The 16,019-nt window shown below is 64.8% G+C and carries 12 protein-coding genes; 1 reads left to right on the top strand and 11 read right to left on the bottom strand.

All coding sequences use genetic code 11. The features are described from left to right. Positions 1-24 precede the first annotated feature (24 nt). The 7 genes from ACWMMN_RS08290 to ACWMMN_RS08260 form a co-directional block, all read right to left on the bottom strand. Positions 25-840 (bottom strand): ABC transporter substrate-binding protein, encoded by an 816-nt coding sequence (locus ACWMMN_RS08290; RefSeq protein WP_059234347.1) that lies wholly within the window; start codon positions 838-840, stop codon positions 25-27. 225 nt (positions 841-1,065) lie between these two features. Beyond that, positions 1,066-1,758, bottom strand: a complete 693-nt coding sequence (locus ACWMMN_RS08285) for an alpha/beta hydrolase (protein ID WP_059234349.1) — start codon at positions 1,756-1,758, stop codon at positions 1,066-1,068. 277 nt (positions 1,759-2,035) lie between these two features. After that, positions 2,036-3,553, bottom strand: a complete 1,518-nt coding sequence (locus ACWMMN_RS08280) for an agmatine deiminase family protein (protein WP_059236774.1) — start codon at positions 3,551-3,553, stop codon at positions 2,036-2,038. 151 nt (positions 3,554-3,704) lie between these two features. After that, positions 3,705-4,817 carry an agmatine deiminase family protein gene (locus ACWMMN_RS08275; protein WP_059234351.1) on the bottom strand — a complete coding sequence of 371 codons (1,113 nt, stop codon included), beginning with the start codon at positions 4,815-4,817 and terminating at the stop codon, positions 3,705-3,707. Between the two features lie 50 nt (positions 4,818-4,867). After that, a complete protein-coding gene (locus ACWMMN_RS08270; protein WP_233464112.1) occupies positions 4,868-5,980 on the bottom strand; it encodes a polyamine ABC transporter substrate-binding protein in 1,113 nt (370 codons plus the stop codon). A 10-nt stretch (positions 5,981-5,990) separates the two neighbouring features. Beyond that, positions 5,991-6,905 carry an N-carbamoylputrescine amidase gene (gene aguB / locus ACWMMN_RS08265; RefSeq protein ID WP_256084823.1) on the bottom strand — a complete coding sequence of 305 codons (915 nt, stop codon included), beginning with the start codon at positions 6,903-6,905 and terminating at the stop codon, positions 5,991-5,993. 45 nt (positions 6,906-6,950) lie between these two features. Next, positions 6,951-7,988 (bottom strand): agmatine deiminase family protein, encoded by a 1,038-nt coding sequence (locus ACWMMN_RS08260; RefSeq protein WP_059234357.1) that lies wholly within the window; start codon positions 7,986-7,988, stop codon positions 6,951-6,953. Between the two features lie 101 nt (positions 7,989-8,089). On the opposite strand from ACWMMN_RS08260, the gene ACWMMN_RS08255 reads away from it, so the two are divergent. Next, entirely contained in the window at positions 8,090-9,019 is a 930-nt protein-coding gene (locus tag ACWMMN_RS08255) for a LysR family transcriptional regulator (protein WP_059234359.1), read from the top strand. Positions 9,020-9,095: 76 nt separating this feature from the next. Here ACWMMN_RS08255 and ACWMMN_RS08250 read toward each other — a convergent pair whose 3' ends face one another. From ACWMMN_RS08250 to ACWMMN_RS08235, 4 genes are all read right to left on the bottom strand, one after another. Next, entirely contained in the window at positions 9,096-10,400 is a 1,305-nt protein-coding gene (locus ACWMMN_RS08250) for an MFS family transporter (protein WP_059234361.1), read from the bottom strand. A gap of 233 nt (positions 10,401-10,633) precedes the next feature. Continuing rightward, positions 10,634-12,313 (bottom strand): SpoVR family protein, encoded by a 1,680-nt coding sequence (locus ACWMMN_RS08245; RefSeq protein ID WP_059234363.1) that lies wholly within the window; start codon positions 12,311-12,313, stop codon positions 10,634-10,636. Continuing rightward, positions 12,310-13,578 carry a YeaH/YhbH family protein gene (locus ACWMMN_RS08240; RefSeq protein WP_059234365.1) on the bottom strand — a complete coding sequence of 423 codons (1,269 nt, stop codon included), beginning with the start codon at positions 13,576-13,578 and terminating at the stop codon, positions 12,310-12,312. Before ACWMMN_RS08240 ends, ACWMMN_RS08245 begins: the two co-directional genes overlap by 4 nt. Before the next feature lie 125 nt (positions 13,579-13,703). Beyond that, positions 13,704-15,626 carry a PrkA family serine protein kinase gene (locus ACWMMN_RS08235; protein ID WP_059234367.1) on the bottom strand — a complete coding sequence of 641 codons (1,923 nt, stop codon included), beginning with the start codon at positions 15,624-15,626 and terminating at the stop codon, positions 13,704-13,706. Positions 15,627-16,019 lie beyond the last annotated feature (393 nt).

Genomic DNA, 16,019 nt, shown 5'->3' with positions numbered 1-16,019 from the left:
GTCGCGGCGCGCGTGCAGCGAAGATCAGGTCTTGTCGCCGATCCGGAAGATGCGCGTGAGCGGCGTCTTGGTCGTCGGCCCGAACCAGGCGTCGTAGATCTGCGTGGCGCGGCCGTTCGCCTCGAGCCCCTTCAGCGTGTCGTTGACGAAGCCGAGCAGGCGCGTCTCGCCCTTCGGCACGCCGACCCCCATGTAGTCGTTCGAGATCGTGAATGCCGGGATCTCGTAGTTCTGCTTGTCGGGCACGTTCGCCAGCAGGCCGATCAGCTTCGGGCCGTCCTGCGTGATCGCCTGCACGTTGCCGGCGCGCAGCGCGGCGAACGCGAACGGCGTGTCGTCATACGCGACGATCGTCGCCTTCGGGAATTTCTCGCGCAGCGTGATCTCGTTCGTTGTGCCCTTGTCCGCGCCGACGCGCAGGCCGTTCAGCTGCTCGGCCGATTTCAGCACGCCCTTCTTCGCGAGGAACTGCTGGCCCGACGAGAAGTACGGAATGCTGAAGTCGACCTGCTTCGCACGCTCGTCGGTGATCGTGAAGTTCGCGAGCACGAGATCGACCTTGCCGGACGTCAGGAACGGGATGCGGTTCGCGGGATTGGTCGGCTGCAGTTGCAGCTTCACGCCGAGCTTGTCGGCGAGCGCCTTCGCATAATCGACGTCGAGGCCGACGACGTGGTTGTTCTTCGCATCGACATAGCCGAACGGCGGGTTGCTGTCGAACGTCGCGACGCGCAGCACGCCGGCCTTCTTGATGTCGTCGAGCCGGTCCGCATGCGCGACGGTGCCGGCGGTAATGAGCGCAGCCCCGACGAGCCACGTAGCGAGAGTGTGGAATTTCATGAGCACGACCTGATTTGTTATGAAGGCCGCCGCGGATCGCGCGGCGGCCCGGTTCGAAGAACATCGCGACGGAGTGTGTCGTCGCGAAGCCGCTAACGTATCAGCGCGTGCAGCGAATCCGAACCAACAAATGGTGCTTTGCTCTGCGGGTTTCGTGATGAGCCGCGGCGGGCACGGGCGCGGCATCGCGCCGTGCCCTTCCCGCCATGCCCCGCTTCCTGACCTTTACCCGCCAAGCGCCGTCGCGGCCTCGTCGATCAGCGCGGCGACCGCCACCGGTTTCGATGCAAGCGACGCATGGCTCGCGTCGAGCGTGATGATCTTGCGCGCGTCCATCCGCGCCGACATCCGTTGCTGGTTCTCCGGCGCGATCATCCGGTCCTCGCTGGAGATCTGGTACCACGACGGTTTCGAGCGCCATGCGGGCGTGCCGATGGTGTCCGCGAACGTGCTCGCCAGCGGTGCCTTCTGCGTGACGGCCATCACGAGCGCTTCGTCTGACGATAGATCCTGGCAGAAGCTCTCGTGGAACTTGTCGGGCTTGAGCCACAGATAGCCGTCGCTGTCGGGCGCGAGATTCGGCGCCGCCACCGGCAGGTGTTCCTGCGTGATCCCGCCGGGGCTTTCGCCCGCGTCAGGCGCGAACGCGGCGATGAACACGAGGCCCGCGACATTCGGCAGGTTGCCGGCCTCGCTGATCACCGCGCCGCCGTAAGAATGGCCGACCAGCAGCACGGGGCCGGTCAGTTGAGCGACCATCTTGCGCGTGCGTTCGGCATCGTCGGCGAGCGACGTCAGCGGTACCTCGACCGCGTGCAGCGATGTATGGCCTTTTCGTGCGAGTTCGACGATTACTTTTGCCCAGTGCGCGGCGCCGCCCCAGAAGCCGTGCACGAGCACGATCGCGGGTTTGCTCATCGTGTATCTCCTTGACGTGGCATGTCATCGAACCGTCACCGGCCCGGCCGATCCGGACCGTCGCGCGGACACGCAGCAACCAGCATAGGCGAGCCGACGCGCGCCACCAACCCTGCCGGGGCCGGCGTGAGATGCAGCGCACAAAAAAAGACGCCCGCTGCACGCAGCGGGCGCGAATCCCAGTCAAGGAGGTGTCACACGAACTACAGGCCCAGATTAAGGAAATCGCCTGAAACGGACAACGAATCGATTTCCATATCGATATGACGGGACACGCTCACGCCGGCACCTCGCGGGTCGAACAGTGAATGCCGCCGCCGCCCGACGCGATGCCGAGAATGTCGACCTGCACGATCGCACGATTCCCCGCGTACGGCCGGATCGCGGCGACCGCGGCCGCGTCGGCCGCCGCGTCGTTGAACTTCGGCACGACGATCGCGCCGTTGCACGTATAGAAGTTGATGTAGCCGGCCGCGAAATGCGACATCTGCCGCTCGTTCAGCGTCGTGCCCGCCGACGTGCCGTAGCTGACCGGCGGCACGAGCTCGACGAGCTTCAGCGGCCGGCCGTTTGCATCGGTCTGGCCGGCCAGGCGTTGCCGGTTGGCGTCCGTCAATGCGCGTTCGCCGGTCGAATTCGACGCGTCGTAGCAGCACGCGACCACGCCGGGGGCGAGAAAGCGTGCGTAGAAATCGACGTGGCCGTTCGTGATGTCGCTTTCGCCGGCCGGTGTCGACGCGCCGCCCGCGCCACCGACGCCGCTGCCGCGCGGAAACGTCGCCGTACCCGGCAACCAGATGATCTTCCGCACCCCGAGCGTGCGCTGCAGTTCGGCCAGCACGGTATCGCGGGCCGTCGGCCGCAGCGTTGCGTTGGCGATCGCGCCGTTCGGGATGTCGAACAGTTGCGGATTGCGGTTCACGTGCAGCACGGACGATTCGGTGAGGATCGCCGTCCCGTCGCCATCGAATTCGATCGCGCCGCCTTCGAGCGTCAACGTGCTGCGGATCAGGTTTGCGCCTTTGGTTTGCGCCATCCAGCCCGCCACCCGGCTGTCCTGGCTGAACGCCTGGAAGAACTTGCCCGCTTTCGACCGGTTGCTCGCGGCCAGGAGCGCCGGCGGAATCGTCCCCGCACTCTGGCCGGCGCCGTCGGTGTTCGCGTTGCCCCAGCCGTTGAAATTGAAGCCGATCGCGTTCAGCGCATTGCCGTTCGTCGTATCCCTGACGAACACGCAACCCGTGTCGCGCACCCAGAAATCGTTGAAGCCGTCGGCGAGCGGCACGAGGGTGATCCCGCCCGTGCCTGCGGCGCGCGCCGCATAGCGCGCATGCAGGTCGGGATTCGCGGCGCTTGCAGTCGCGAGCAGCGCGCGGGCCGCGTCCAGATCGACCGGCAGCACCAGCATGTTGACCGGTTCGGTTGCGCCGATCGCCTTCGCGACGTCCATCAGGTCGGCCCGCACGCGGTCGATGCCGGCGTCCGTGCTCTGTGACGTGACGGGCGCCCAGATGCCGTCCACGCCGGACGCGAAGGTCATGTAGGTCAACGCGTGCGGCGCATCTTCGGCCGGCAGCCGGTATGCGGCCTGCCGTGCCGATGGCGTCAGGCCCGGCGTGCCCCCCGGGCCGGATACGCCGCCGCTGCCGCCGTCGCCGCCACCGCACGCGGCCAGGCTGCCCAGCAGCGGCATGCCGAGCCACGCAGCCGAACAGCGGATGAATCCGCGTCGGCCGGCATCCGGCATGGGCGACGCGTGCGGGTTCGTGCTCGCGTTGTTTCCTTTCTTCGTCATGTATTTCAACTCCATTGCGCGGACGGCGCGCAGGCGTGCGCGCCGGCTTCCGTCCCGTGGGACGGATTCCGCATTGTTTTCAGTAGTCCGGAAAGACTGGAAAATTGAAGCCGCATGCGGACCGGTCGCGTGGACCGGCCCGGGGCCGTGCTCAGGCCGGCTGCTGTTGCGTCGTGCAGTGGATGCCGCCGCCGCCCGCGGCGATGCCGTCGATGTTCAGCTGGATGACTTCGCGGCCGGGAAACAGGTCGACGAGCGTGTCGCGCGTATTGCGGTCGGCGCGGCTGTCGCCGAATTGCGGCGCGATCACCGCGCGATTGCACACGTAGAAGTTGATGTAGCCGGCCGCGAATTCCGCGTTCTCGTAGGTGTGCCGGACGGTCTTCGGCCCCGGCAGCACGACGACCTTCAGCGCTCGCCCCTTCGCATCGGTGGATTTCCGCAGGATTTCCAGATGCTGCCGCGTCACCGCGTGATCGTACGACGACGGATCCGTATCGAGCCCGGCCACCACGACGCCCGGGCTCGTGAAACGCGCGTAGAAATCGGTATGCCCGTCGGTGATGTCCTTGCCCGCGATGCCGGGCAGCCAGATGATCTTCTTCAGCCCGAGCAGACGGCTCAGTTCCGCCTCGCACTGGGCCTGGCTGACGCCCGGATTGCGGTTCGAATTGAGCACGCAGCTGCGCGTGATGATCGCCGTGCCCTCGCCGTCCACTTCGATGCCGCCGCCTTCCAGCACGAGCTTGGTGTCGATCAGCCGCGCGCCGGCGCGTTCGGCCACGAACGGTGCGACTTCCGCGTCCTGGTCGTGTTCCTGCTTGTTGCCCCAGCCGTTGAAATTGAAGCTCACGCCGCCGAGCTGGCCCGACGCGCTCTTCACGAACACGGGCCCCGTATCGCGCATCCACAGATCGTCGACCGGATGCTGGACGAGCTCGACCGACGAACCGCACAGCCGCGAGGCGATCGCATAGTCCTGCTCCCGCACCAGCATCTTGAGCGGTTCGTGCGCGGCGATCGCCTTCGCGACCGCGGCGAGATTCTCCCGCACCACGGGCAACAGCCGTGCGCCCCAGATATCCTCGCTCGGGCCGAACGCCATCCAGGTCGCCGTGTGCGGCGCGCCTTCGTCCGGCATGTGCCAGGCGGCGCCCTGCTGCGCGTGCGCGGCGCGGCCGAACAACCCGCCCATCGCGCTGGCGGCCAGCGCCGCACCCGATACGGACAGGCCGCGTTTCAACAGTTGACGTCGTGTGGTCATGGCATTCCTCCTTTGCTTGCCGGTTACTTCGAGTGTTGCAGGGCGGGCCGTCACGGCCGCGCGGTCTTGAAGCCGAGCCAGGTCCGGCCTTCCAGGCGCATCGCGGCCGGCGACTCGGCGATCGGCGTGAACAGTGTGCGCCGAGTCGCGTCGTCCGGATAGATGCCCGGATCGCGCACCAGCGCAGGGTCCATCAGCTTCAGCGCGCCCTGGTTCGCATTTGCGTAGCGCGTCGAGTTCGAGATCTTCGCGATCACGTCCGGACGCAGGATGTAGTTGATGAACGCATGCGCGTTGTCCGGATGCTTCGACGATGCCGGAATCACCATCGCGTCGAACCACATCAGGCTGCCGATGCGCGGGATGTCGTACACGATGTCGCGCTTCGGATCGCGCGCCCTGGCCTTCTGCGCGGCCAGGTTGATCGCGCCGGAGAAGCCGACCGTCACGCACAGCTCGCCCTCGATCAGCTCGTTGGCATCGGACGAGCCGACGAACTGGCGGATGAACGGCCGGACCTTCATCAGCATCGCCTGCGCGGCCGCGTAATCCTGCGCGGACGGACGCATCGGATCGCGGCCGATGTAGCGCAGCGCGAGCGGCAGCACCGTGCTCGCCGAGTCCTGCAGGCCGAGCCCGCATTTCGCGGCGACGCGCGCCGCGATCGCCGGGTTGAACAGCAGGTCGAGGCTGTCGGCCGGCATGTCCTTGCCGAGGATCGCGCGCACCTTCGCGCGGTCGTAGCCGACGCCCACGGTGCCCCACATGTACGGCACGCCGTACTGGTTGCCGGGATCGGATTGCGCCATCTGCTTCAGCAGCGACGGATCGAGATACTTCAGGTTCGGCAGCCGGCCCTTGTCGAGCTTGCGGTACACGCCGGCCTGGATCTGCTTGGCCATGAAGTCGTTGGTCGGCCACACGAGGTCGTAGCCGCTGTTGCCGGTCAGCAGCTTCGACTGCAGCGTCTCGTCGCTGTCGTACGCGTCGTAGCGCACCTTGATGCCGGTTTCCTTCTCGAACGCGGAAATCGTATCCGGCGCAAAGTAGTTGCTCCAGTTGTACAGGTTCAGCACCTTCTCTTCGTCGGCGCGGGCCGCACCGGCCAGCACGCACAGCGCGAGGCCCGGCGCCGCGACGCGCAGCCATCCTTTCCGTTTCATTGCGAATCCCTTATCGATAACAGGACGACACGCCGTCGCTGGTCAGCAACGTGCGATACATCTCCGGGCGGCGATCGCGGAAAAAGCCCCACGACTGCCGGTCGGCGCGGATCGCGTCGAGGTCGAACGTCTGCACCAGCACCGCTTCATCGGTACGGCTCGCCTCGGCCAGCTTCTCGCCGGTGTGATCCGCGATGAAGCTCGACCCGTAGAACACGCCCGTGAGCCCCTGCTGGTGCGGATTGCCGTTGCCGAAACCCGTTTCGCGGCCGATCCGGTTGGCCGCCACGACCGGCACCATGTTGGCCGCCGCGTGGCCCTGCATCGTGCGCTGCCAGTGGCCGGCCGAATCGAACTCGCTGCTGAACGGCTCCGAACCGATGATGGTCGGAAAGCACAGGATCTCGGCGCCCATCAGCGCGAGACTGCGCGCCGTCTCCGGATACCACTGGTCCCAGCAGATGCCGATGCCGATCCGCCCGAAACGCGTGTCCCACACCTTGAAGCCGGTGTCGCCCGGTGTGAAATAGAACTTCTCCGTATAGCCCGGCCCGTCCGGAATATGCGTCTTGCGGTAGACGCCGAGCACGCGCCCGTCCGCGTCCGCCACGGCGATCGAGTTGTACGCGGCATTGCCCGCGCGCTCGAAGAAGCCGATCGGCAGCACGATGCCGAGCTCGCCGGCCAGCGCCGCGAACCGGGCGATCTGCGCATTGCCTTCGAATGGCTGCGCGAGTTCGAGATGGCGCACGTTCTGGTCGAGGCAGAAGTACGGCATCGCGAACAGTTCCGGGCACAGCACGAGATTCGCGCCCTGGGCCGCGGCCGCCCGGATCAGGCGCTCCGCGGTGGCCATGTTGTCTTCGAGATTCCAGCTGCCCGACGCCATCTGCACGGCGGCGACGGTAATGTGTTTGGACGGCATTGCGTTGCTCCTCGGTGAGACCGGAAACCGCTGATGAAACGTCGCTCAGCGTGCGACGGAAGGTTGCTGCTGCGTCGAACAGTGGATGCTGCCGCCGCCGATCGACAGCGTCGGGATCGGCAGCATCTCCACCTTGCGCCCCGGGAACGCGCGACTGAAAGCGTCACGGGCGGCGTCGTCCTGCTCGACGCCGAACGCGGTCACGATCACCGCGCCATTCACCAGAATGTAGTTCGCATAGCAATCGCAGTAACGCTCGGAGCCGAAGCGTTCGCTGACGATCGGCGACGGCAGGTCGAGCAGCTCGAAACGGCGCCCCGCCGCATCGGTCGCGAGTTCCAGCGCGCGGCGGTTCTCGCGCATCACGCGGAAATAGTCGCCCTGCTCCGGCAGCGCGGTCTGGCACAGCATCCGGCCCGGCGCGATGAACGACGCGATGCCGTCCACGTGCCCGTTCGTTTCCACTTCGTCGGGGTTGCCCGGCAGCCACACGATCTTCTCGACGCCCAGCATGCGGCGCAGCTCTGCCTCGATCTCCGCACGGCTCAGGTGCGGATTGCGGTTGGGATGCAGCAGGCAGCTTTCGGTCGTGACCAGCGTGCCCTGCCCGTCGACGTAGAACGAGCCGCCCTCCAGCACCATGTGCGAATTGAAGATCTCGGCTCCGGCCGCGCGCGCGATGTCCTGCCCGGCCTGCTGGCAGCCGTCGTACGGCTGGTACTTCTCGCCCCAGCAGTTGAAGCGGAACACGGCCGCGCCGAGCCCGTGCTGCTCGCTGACGAGGAAGATCGGCCCGCAGTCGCGCAGCCAGTTGTCCTCGGCTGCGACCGGCAGCACCTCGACGCTCGCGCCCAGCAGTTCACGGGCGGCGTCGGCCTGGCTGTGGTGCACCGCGACCACGCAGCGCTGGTAGCGCGCGATCGTCCGCGCGACCAGCGCGAACTCGCGGCAGACCTGCGCGTAATGCGTTCCCCACAGATCCTCGCGGTCTTCGAGAACCGGCCATCCGAGCCACGTGGCATGCATGGCTTCCCATTCGGCGGGCATCCGGTAACCGCGCTGGCGAGCATCAAAGCGACCCATCGATCCGACTCCGTTGTGATTGATGAGCGATTGTCCGCCAGGTTAAACTTGATGAATATTGATATTTTTTGGCCAAATCAATCAATTCACCTCATACCTCGATGCAACGCGTTCCATCCCTTAAATTGTTGACCGGCTTCGAAGCCGCAGCCCGGCTGGGCAATTTCTCGCGCGCGGCCGACGAGCTGCACCTGTCGCAGTCGGCGATCAGCCATCAGATCCAGCAGCTCGAAGCGCAACTCGGGCAGCCGTTGTTCCGCCGGCGCGGCCGCGGCGTCGAGCTGACCATCGCCGGTGAGGTCCTGCAGCGCAGCGTGCAGCGCGCGATGGACACGTTGCGCGGCGGGCTCGACCGCATCGCGACCTACCTGAACCCGGGTCTCGTCGTCCTGGTGTGCCCCGCGCCGTTGCTGCACGGCTGGCTGCAGCCGCGCCTCGAGCAGTTGCAGCAGGTGCTGCCGGACCTGTGCCCGCTGCTGTCGACCGACGAAACCGCGCGCTATGTCGACGAGATCGACGTCGACATGACGATCGGCACGCGGCCGATGCTGCAGCCCGGCCTGGTCGATATCCCGTTCATGCGCGACGAATGGGTGACGGTATGCGCGACGCCGCTGGCCGAGACGCTCGCCCGCGTGCCGCGCGCCGAACACGCCCGGCATGCGGGGCTCGTCTGCCTCGAAGCGAGCCTGACCGACGAGCGTATGGCGACCGTCTTTCGCGAGCAGCTGTCGGGCTTCCGGATGCAGGCGATCTACGACGATCAGCGGCTCGTACTGGACGCCGTGCAGCGCGGCCGCGGCATTGCGTGCCTGCCGCGCCTCGTCGCGCAGGCCGGCCTCGACCAGCATGCGCTGACCGTGCTCGCCGACTACCCGCGCCTGCCCGGCACCACATGGTGGCTGTCACGGATGGAAGGCCCGTCGCGCTCGCCGATCGTCGAGCAGATGTTCGACTGGCTGGTCGAGCAAGGCATCCTGTCGAGCGCTGCCAGCCCGGCACCCGACCACGCAACGCCGCCGTCCGCGTAATCGCGCGCACAAAAAAAACGTCCCGCCGGTTGGCGGGACGTTCGTCATGTTGCCCATGCGCACGATGCGCAGCCGATCACGGCTCGTGACGCAGGTACCCTTCCTTGCTCGGGTCGCGCATCCGCCACGACACGATCAGCGAGATCGCGCACAGCACGGTCACGTACCAGTAGAAGGTTTCCTCGCTGCCGATCGACTTGAACCACAGCGCGACGTATTCGGCCGAGCCGCCGAAGATTGCGTTCGCCACCGCGTACGACAGGCCGACGCCCATCGCGCGCACTTCGGGCGGGAACATCTCGGCCTTGATGAGGCCGCTGATCGACGTGTAGAAGCTGACGATCGCCAGCGCAACCGTGATCAGCACGAACGCGGCCACCGGGCTCGTCACGTCCTTCAGCGCGTGCATCAGCGGCACCGTGCCGATCACCGCGAACGAGCCGAACAGGATCATCGACGTGCGGCGGCCGATCCGGTCGGACAGCGCGCCGAACACCGGCTGCATCAGCATGTAGACGAGCAGCGCGACGGTCATCACGTTGCTGGCCGTCTTCGCATGCATGCCGGCCGTGTTCACGAGGTACTTCTGCATGTACGTCGTGAACGTGTAGAAGATCAGCGAGCCGCCGGCCGTGAAGCCGACCACCGTGAAGAACGCCCCCTTGTGCTGCCACACGCCGCGGATCGTACCGGCGTCCTTCTTGTCGCGCGATGCACTGGTCGACGTCTCGTCGAGCGATTTCCGCAGGTACAGCGAGATCAGCGCGGCCGCCGCGCCGACCACGAACGGAATGCGCCAGCCCCACGCCTTCAGTTCGCCGGCCGACAGCGTTTGCTGCAGGATCACGAGCACCAGCAGCGCGCACAGCTGGCCGCCGATCAGCGTCACGTACTGGAACGACGCGAAGAAGCCGCGACGGCCCTTCAGCGCGACTTCACTCATGTAGGTCGCGCTCGTGCCGTATTCGCCGCCCACCGACAGGCCCTGGAACAGGCGCGCGACCAGCAGCAGCGCCGGCGCGAGCGCGCCGATCTGCGCGTAGGTCGGCAGCACCGCGATCACGAGCGATCCGCCGCACATCATCAGCACCGAGATCATCATCGCCGCGCGACGGCCGTGACGGTCGGCGATGCGGCCGAACAGCCAGCCGCCGATCGGGCGCATCAGGAAGCCGGCCGCGAACACGCCTGCCGTGTTCAGCAACTGCGTCGTCGTGTTGCCGCTCGGGAAGAACGCCGGCGCGAAGTACAGCGCGCAGAACGAGTAAATATAGAAGTCGAACCACTCGACGAGGTTGCCCGATGAGGCGCCGACGATGGCGAACACGCGCCGCCGGGTGTCATGCGCGGACAGCGCAGCTTGGTCGGTCTGGACGTCCATGGGTTGGTCTGTTCCTTTTAGTACTTTCTGGGCGAGACGGCTGGGGCCGCCGCATGCGGTCGCACGTGGCACCGGTTCCGGCGCACGGCGCTACGGGATTTTAGCGAAATGTAAAGTAACAAGCACTCCGGGTTCGTCCGGATGTAGAAAATTTTTCTCCTGCCACGCGTTCGTCATATGAAAACGCCAGCCTTCAGGCTGGCGTCCGATGCAAGCATTTTCGAAGACACCGGTCAAACGCGGATCTCCGGCGGCACGTAGCGGCACTCGTAGCGCTTGCGCACGGTACCGGCCTCGTCGACGCTTTCCAGGTACACGTCGAACTGCCAGAGCCGCGCCATGTGCTTGAGCACTTCGTCGCTGTCGTTCGACAGGTGGCGGTTGTCGGTCATGAAGTGGCGCAGCGTGAGGCTGCGGTCGCCGCGCGTGTTGACGGCCCACACCTGGATGTTCGGCTCGCGGTGATGGATGTCGTACTGCCGCGACAGCGCCTGCCGCACGTACTGGTAGCCGGAATCGTCGTGGATCGCCGAGACTTCGAGCGAATCGCGCATGTCGTCGTCGAGCACCGAGAAGAGCCGCATCTCGCGGATCAGGTTCGGCGACAGGTACTGTGCGATGAAGCTCTCGTCCTTGAAGTTGCGCATCGCGTAGTGCATCGCCGGCAGCCACGGGGTGCCCGCGATCTCCGGAAACCACTTGTAGTCTTCCTCCGTCGGCGCCTCGCAGATCCTTCGAATGTCGCTCATCATCGAGAAACCGAGCGCATACGGGTTGATCCCGCTGTAGTACGGCTTCGTGACGGGCGGCTGGTAGACCACGTTGCTGTGCGAATGCAGGAACTCCATCATGAAGCCGTCTTCCAGCTTCCCCTGGTTGTACAGCGTGTTCAGCAGCGTGTAGTGCCAGAACGTCGCCCAGCCTTCGTTCATCACCTGCGTCTGCCGCTGCGGATAGAAATACTGGCCGATCTTGCGCACGATGCGGATCACTTCCCGCTCCCACGGCTCGAGCAGCGGCGCATTCTTCTCCGCGAAATACAGCAGGTTCTCCTGCGGCTCGGGCGGATAGCGGTCTTCCTGCTCTTCCATCAGCTCGGGCTTCTTGCCCGGCAGCGTGCGCCACAGTTCGTTCACCTGCGACTGCAGGTACGCCTCGCGCTCGCGCCGCAACGCCGACTCCTTCGACAGCGACGGCTTTTGCGGGCGCTTGTAACGGTCGACGCCGTAATTCATCAGCGCGTGGCACGAATCGAGCAACTCCTCGACGCGATCGAGGCCGTAGCGCTCCTCGCATTCCGCGACGTAGTTCTTCGCGTACACGAGATAGTCGATGATCGCGTGCGCGTCGGTCCACAGCCGGAACAGGTAGTTGCCCTTGAAGAACGAGTTGTGCCCGTACGCCGCGTGCGCGATGACGAGCGCCTGCATCGTCATCGTGTTCTCTTCCATCAGGTACGCGATGCACGGATTCGAATTGATGACGATTTCGTACGCGAGGCCCATCTGGCCGCGGCGGTAGCTTTTCTCGGTCGCGAGGAAGTGCTTGCCGAACGACCAGTGACGATAGTTGACGGGCATCCCGACCGACGCATACGCGTCCATCATCTGCTCGGCGCTGATCAGTTCGAGCTGGATCGGATAGATGTCGAGCTCGTACTGTTCGGCAACCTGCGAGATGTGCGTGTCGTATTCCTCGAGCAGCTCGAACGTCCAGTCGGACGGGCACGGCAGCGGCTTGCGTTCGGCAACGTTCATACGCGCTTCCTTCTGCCCGGAACCGGGCAAGTCGGCGGCCGGCGGCGGCGGTTCGGCCTGCGCGCGTTGCTGCGCTGCGGCAGGACTGGCCGTGTCGTCGCCGGAAGGGCGCGGCGCGTAGCCGCGCGACTCGTTGTGCAGATGGCGGGTCGTCATGACGTTTCCACCTGCTTTTCGAACAATTCGCGAAACACCGGGTAAATGTCGGCAGCCGATTCCACTTTTTTCATCGCGAGATGCTGCTGCGACAACGCCAGCTGTGCGTATTCCAGCCACAGGTTCTGCTCTTCCGGCGCGACCTGGATATACGCGAAGTAACGCGTCTTCGTGAGGATATCCTCTTCCAGGATTTTGCGACACTTGGGCGAATCGTCGGTCCAGTTGTCGCCGTCGGACGCCTGCGCGCCGTAGATGTTCCACTCGGTCGGCGAGTAGCGCTCGTTCATCACCTTGCGCATCAGTTCGAGCGCGCTCGACACGACCGTGCCGCCGCTTTCGGTCGAATGGAAGAAGGTGTCCTCGTCGACTTCCTCGGCGCGCGTGTGGTGACGGATGAACACGACCTCGATACGCTCGTAGTTGCGCTTGAGGAACAGGTACAGCAGGATGAAGAAGCGCTTCGCGAGATCCTTGCGCTGCTCGTCCATCGAGCCCGACACGTCCATCAGGCAGAACATCACGGCCTGGCTCGACGGCTGCGGCTGCTTCACGCGGTTGATGTAGCGCAGGTCGAACGGATCGATGAACGGAATCCGCCAGATGCGCCCTTTCAGGTGATGGATCTCGGCCTCGAGCACCGCGATTTCCGCGCGGCGATCCTCGGGGTCGTTCTTCATCGCTTCGAGCTGCGCCTCGAGCTCGCGCAATTCGTTGACGAGCGGCGAGCCGAGCGCGATGCGCCGGCCGAGCGCGCTGCGCAGCGAACGCACGACGTCGATGTTGTTCGGCGTGCCTTCCGCCGACCAGCCCGCGCGCACGTTCTTCCAGCTCGGCACCGTCAGCAGGTGCGTCTTCACGAGGCGCGGCAGTTCGAGATCGTCGAAGAAGTACTGCATGAACTCGTCGCGCGACAACTCGAACACGAAGTCGTCCTGCCCTTCGCCCTCGTTGCTCGCCTGACTGCCCCCGCCACCCGAGCCGCCCTGCGGGCGCGGAATCTTGTCGCCGCGCACGTAGTCCTCGTTGCCGGGGTGCACGTACTCACGACGCCCGCCAGGCGCGTGCCGAAAATTCGGCTCCGCGATGTCCTTGCGCGGGATCGTGATGCTCTGCGTGCTTTGGATATCCTTGATGCTACGGTCGCGTACCGCGTCGGACACGGCACGACGAATGTAGTTCTTGACGCGACGCAGAAAGCGTTCGCGATTGGCGATGCTCTTGTTCTTGCCGGCCAGCCTGCGGTCGATGATTTGATGAAGCACTCCCGGTCTCCCGCTCGAAAGTCGATACGCCGGGACGCTCGCCGCACATGCCGTCTCCCGTCATGCGGGCGGCGTCTCTGAAAGCGCCCGTACGGACTCGCCGTACGGGCGCGGTACCGCGCGCGTCATGACGACTTGCGCACGCGCAGGTACCAGTCGCAAAGCAGCCTCACCTGCTTCGGCGTATAGCCCTTCGCGACCATCCGGTTCACAAAGTCCTCATGCTTGCGCTGCTCCTCCGCCGAACCCTTGGCGTTGAACGAAATCACCGGCAACAGTTCCTCGGTGTTCGAGAACATCTTCTTCTCGATCACGACGCGCAACTTCTCGTAGCTCGTCCACACGGGGTTCTTGCCGGCGTTCGCCGCCCGTGCCCGCAACACGAAGTTCACGATCTCGTTGCGGTAATCCTTCGGATTGCTGATGCCCGCCGGCTTCTCGATCTTCTCCAGCTCCGCGTTCAGCGCGGCGCGGTCGAAGCTCTCGCCCGTATCGTGATCGCGGAATTCCTGGTCCTGGATCCAGAAGTCCGCATACGTGACGTAGCGGTCGAAGATGTTCTGGCCATATTCCGAATACGATTCGAGGTAAGCCGTCTGGATCTCCTTGCCGATGAACTCCGCGTAGCGCGACGCGAGCACGTCCTTCACGAAGGACAGGTACTTCTGCTCGGTTTCCGGCGGGAACTGCTCGCGTTCGATCTGCTGTTCGAGCACGTACATCAGGTGCACGGGGTTGGCCGCGACCTCGCTCGAATCGAAGTTGAACACGCGCGACAGGATCTTGAACGCGAAGCGTGTCGACACGCCCGTCATCCCTTCGTCCACGCCCGCGTAGTCGCGATACTCCTGATACGACTTCGCCTTCGGATCGGTGTCCTTCAGGTTTTCGCCGTCGTACACCTGCATCTTCGAGAACAGGCTCGAATTCTCCGGCTCGTGCAGGCGCGACAGCACCGAGAACTGCGACATCATCTTCAGCGTGCCCGGCGCGCACACGGCCTCGGCCAGCGACGAGTTGCGGATCAGCTTCTCGTAGATCTTGGTCTCTTCCGACACGCGCAGGCAGTACGGCACCTTCACGACGAAGATCCGGTCGAGCAGTGCTTCGTTGTTGCGGTTGTTGCGGAAGGCCTTCCACTCCGACTCGTTCGAGTGCGCGAGGATCACGCCGTCGAACGGGATCGCGCCGAAACCTTCAGTACCCTTGAAGTTGCCTTCCTGCGTCGCAGTGAGCAGCGGGTGCAGCACCTTGATCGGCGCCTTGAACATTTCGACGAATTCGAGCAGGCCCTGGTTCGCGAGACACAGGCCGCCCGAGTAGCTGTATGCGTCGGCGTCGTCCTGCGCGTACTGTTCGAGCTTGCGGATATCGACCTTGCCGACCAGCGACGAGATGTCCTGGTTGTTCTCGTCACCCGGCTCGGTCTTCGCGATGCCGACCTGCCGCAGGATCGACGGGTAACGACGCACCACGCGGAACTGGCGGATGTCGCCGTTGTATTCGTGCAGGCGCTTGACGGCCCACGGACTCAGGATGCTTTTCAGGTAGCGGCGCGGGATGCCGTACTGTTCCTCGAGGATCGGGCCATCCTCGTCGTAGTCGAACAGCCCGAGCGGCGATTCGTTGACGGGCGAGCCCTTCAGCGAATAGAACGGCACGCGCTCCATCAGTTGCTTCAGACGCTCGGCGATCGACGACTTGCCGCCGCCCACCGGGCCCAGCAGATAGAGGATCTGCTTCTTCTCTTCGAGCCCTTGCGCAGCGTGGCGGAAGTACGCGACCACCTGCTCGATCACTTCCTCCATTCCGTAGAACTCACGGAATGCCGGATAGACCTTGATGACCTTGTTCGCAAAGATGCGCGACAGGCGCGGATCGTTGCGGGTATCGATGTGTTCAGGTTCCCCGATTGCTGCCAGCATGCGTTCACCAGCCGTCGCGTACGCGGATGGATCGTTCTTGCAGAGCGCGAGATACTCCTCCAGCGAGAGCTCTTCCTCTCGCGTTTTTTCGAAGCGGTTCGCGAAGCTGCTGTAAATATCCATGCTACCTCCCTCGCCTGAGTCTGAAGACGTGCCTGCCTTCGTACGACTGCGCAGAAGCAAGCGCGTTCGAATTCATCCTAAACCCTTTCTGTTTTTTTTTCACGAACTCTTCGTATGAAGTTCGTTATTCTCGACAACACCGCTTGGACAACGCATTTCGTCGTTTTACAATTGATCTCCCGAGCCGCAGAAACTGCATCCGCCGCGTCTCGTCGAACAACGGAACGTCTTGTGCGTTGGACACTTCCGACGTCGTCACTGCCTCCCCTCATCCCTATACGTTCGAGCAGCCGCGTGCGATGACACGCCGCGCGCACCGTTACAAATTTTTTTCGCAGCGCCCTTACGGAGATACCCGTACGACGAACGCGGGAACGTGATGCAACGCGCGTG

The organism is Burkholderia cepacia complex sp. TUM26381 (assembly GCF_057439935.1).
The sequence above is the reverse complement of the archived record's forward strand: the minus strand, read 5'-3'. Positions and strand labels throughout refer to the sequence as shown.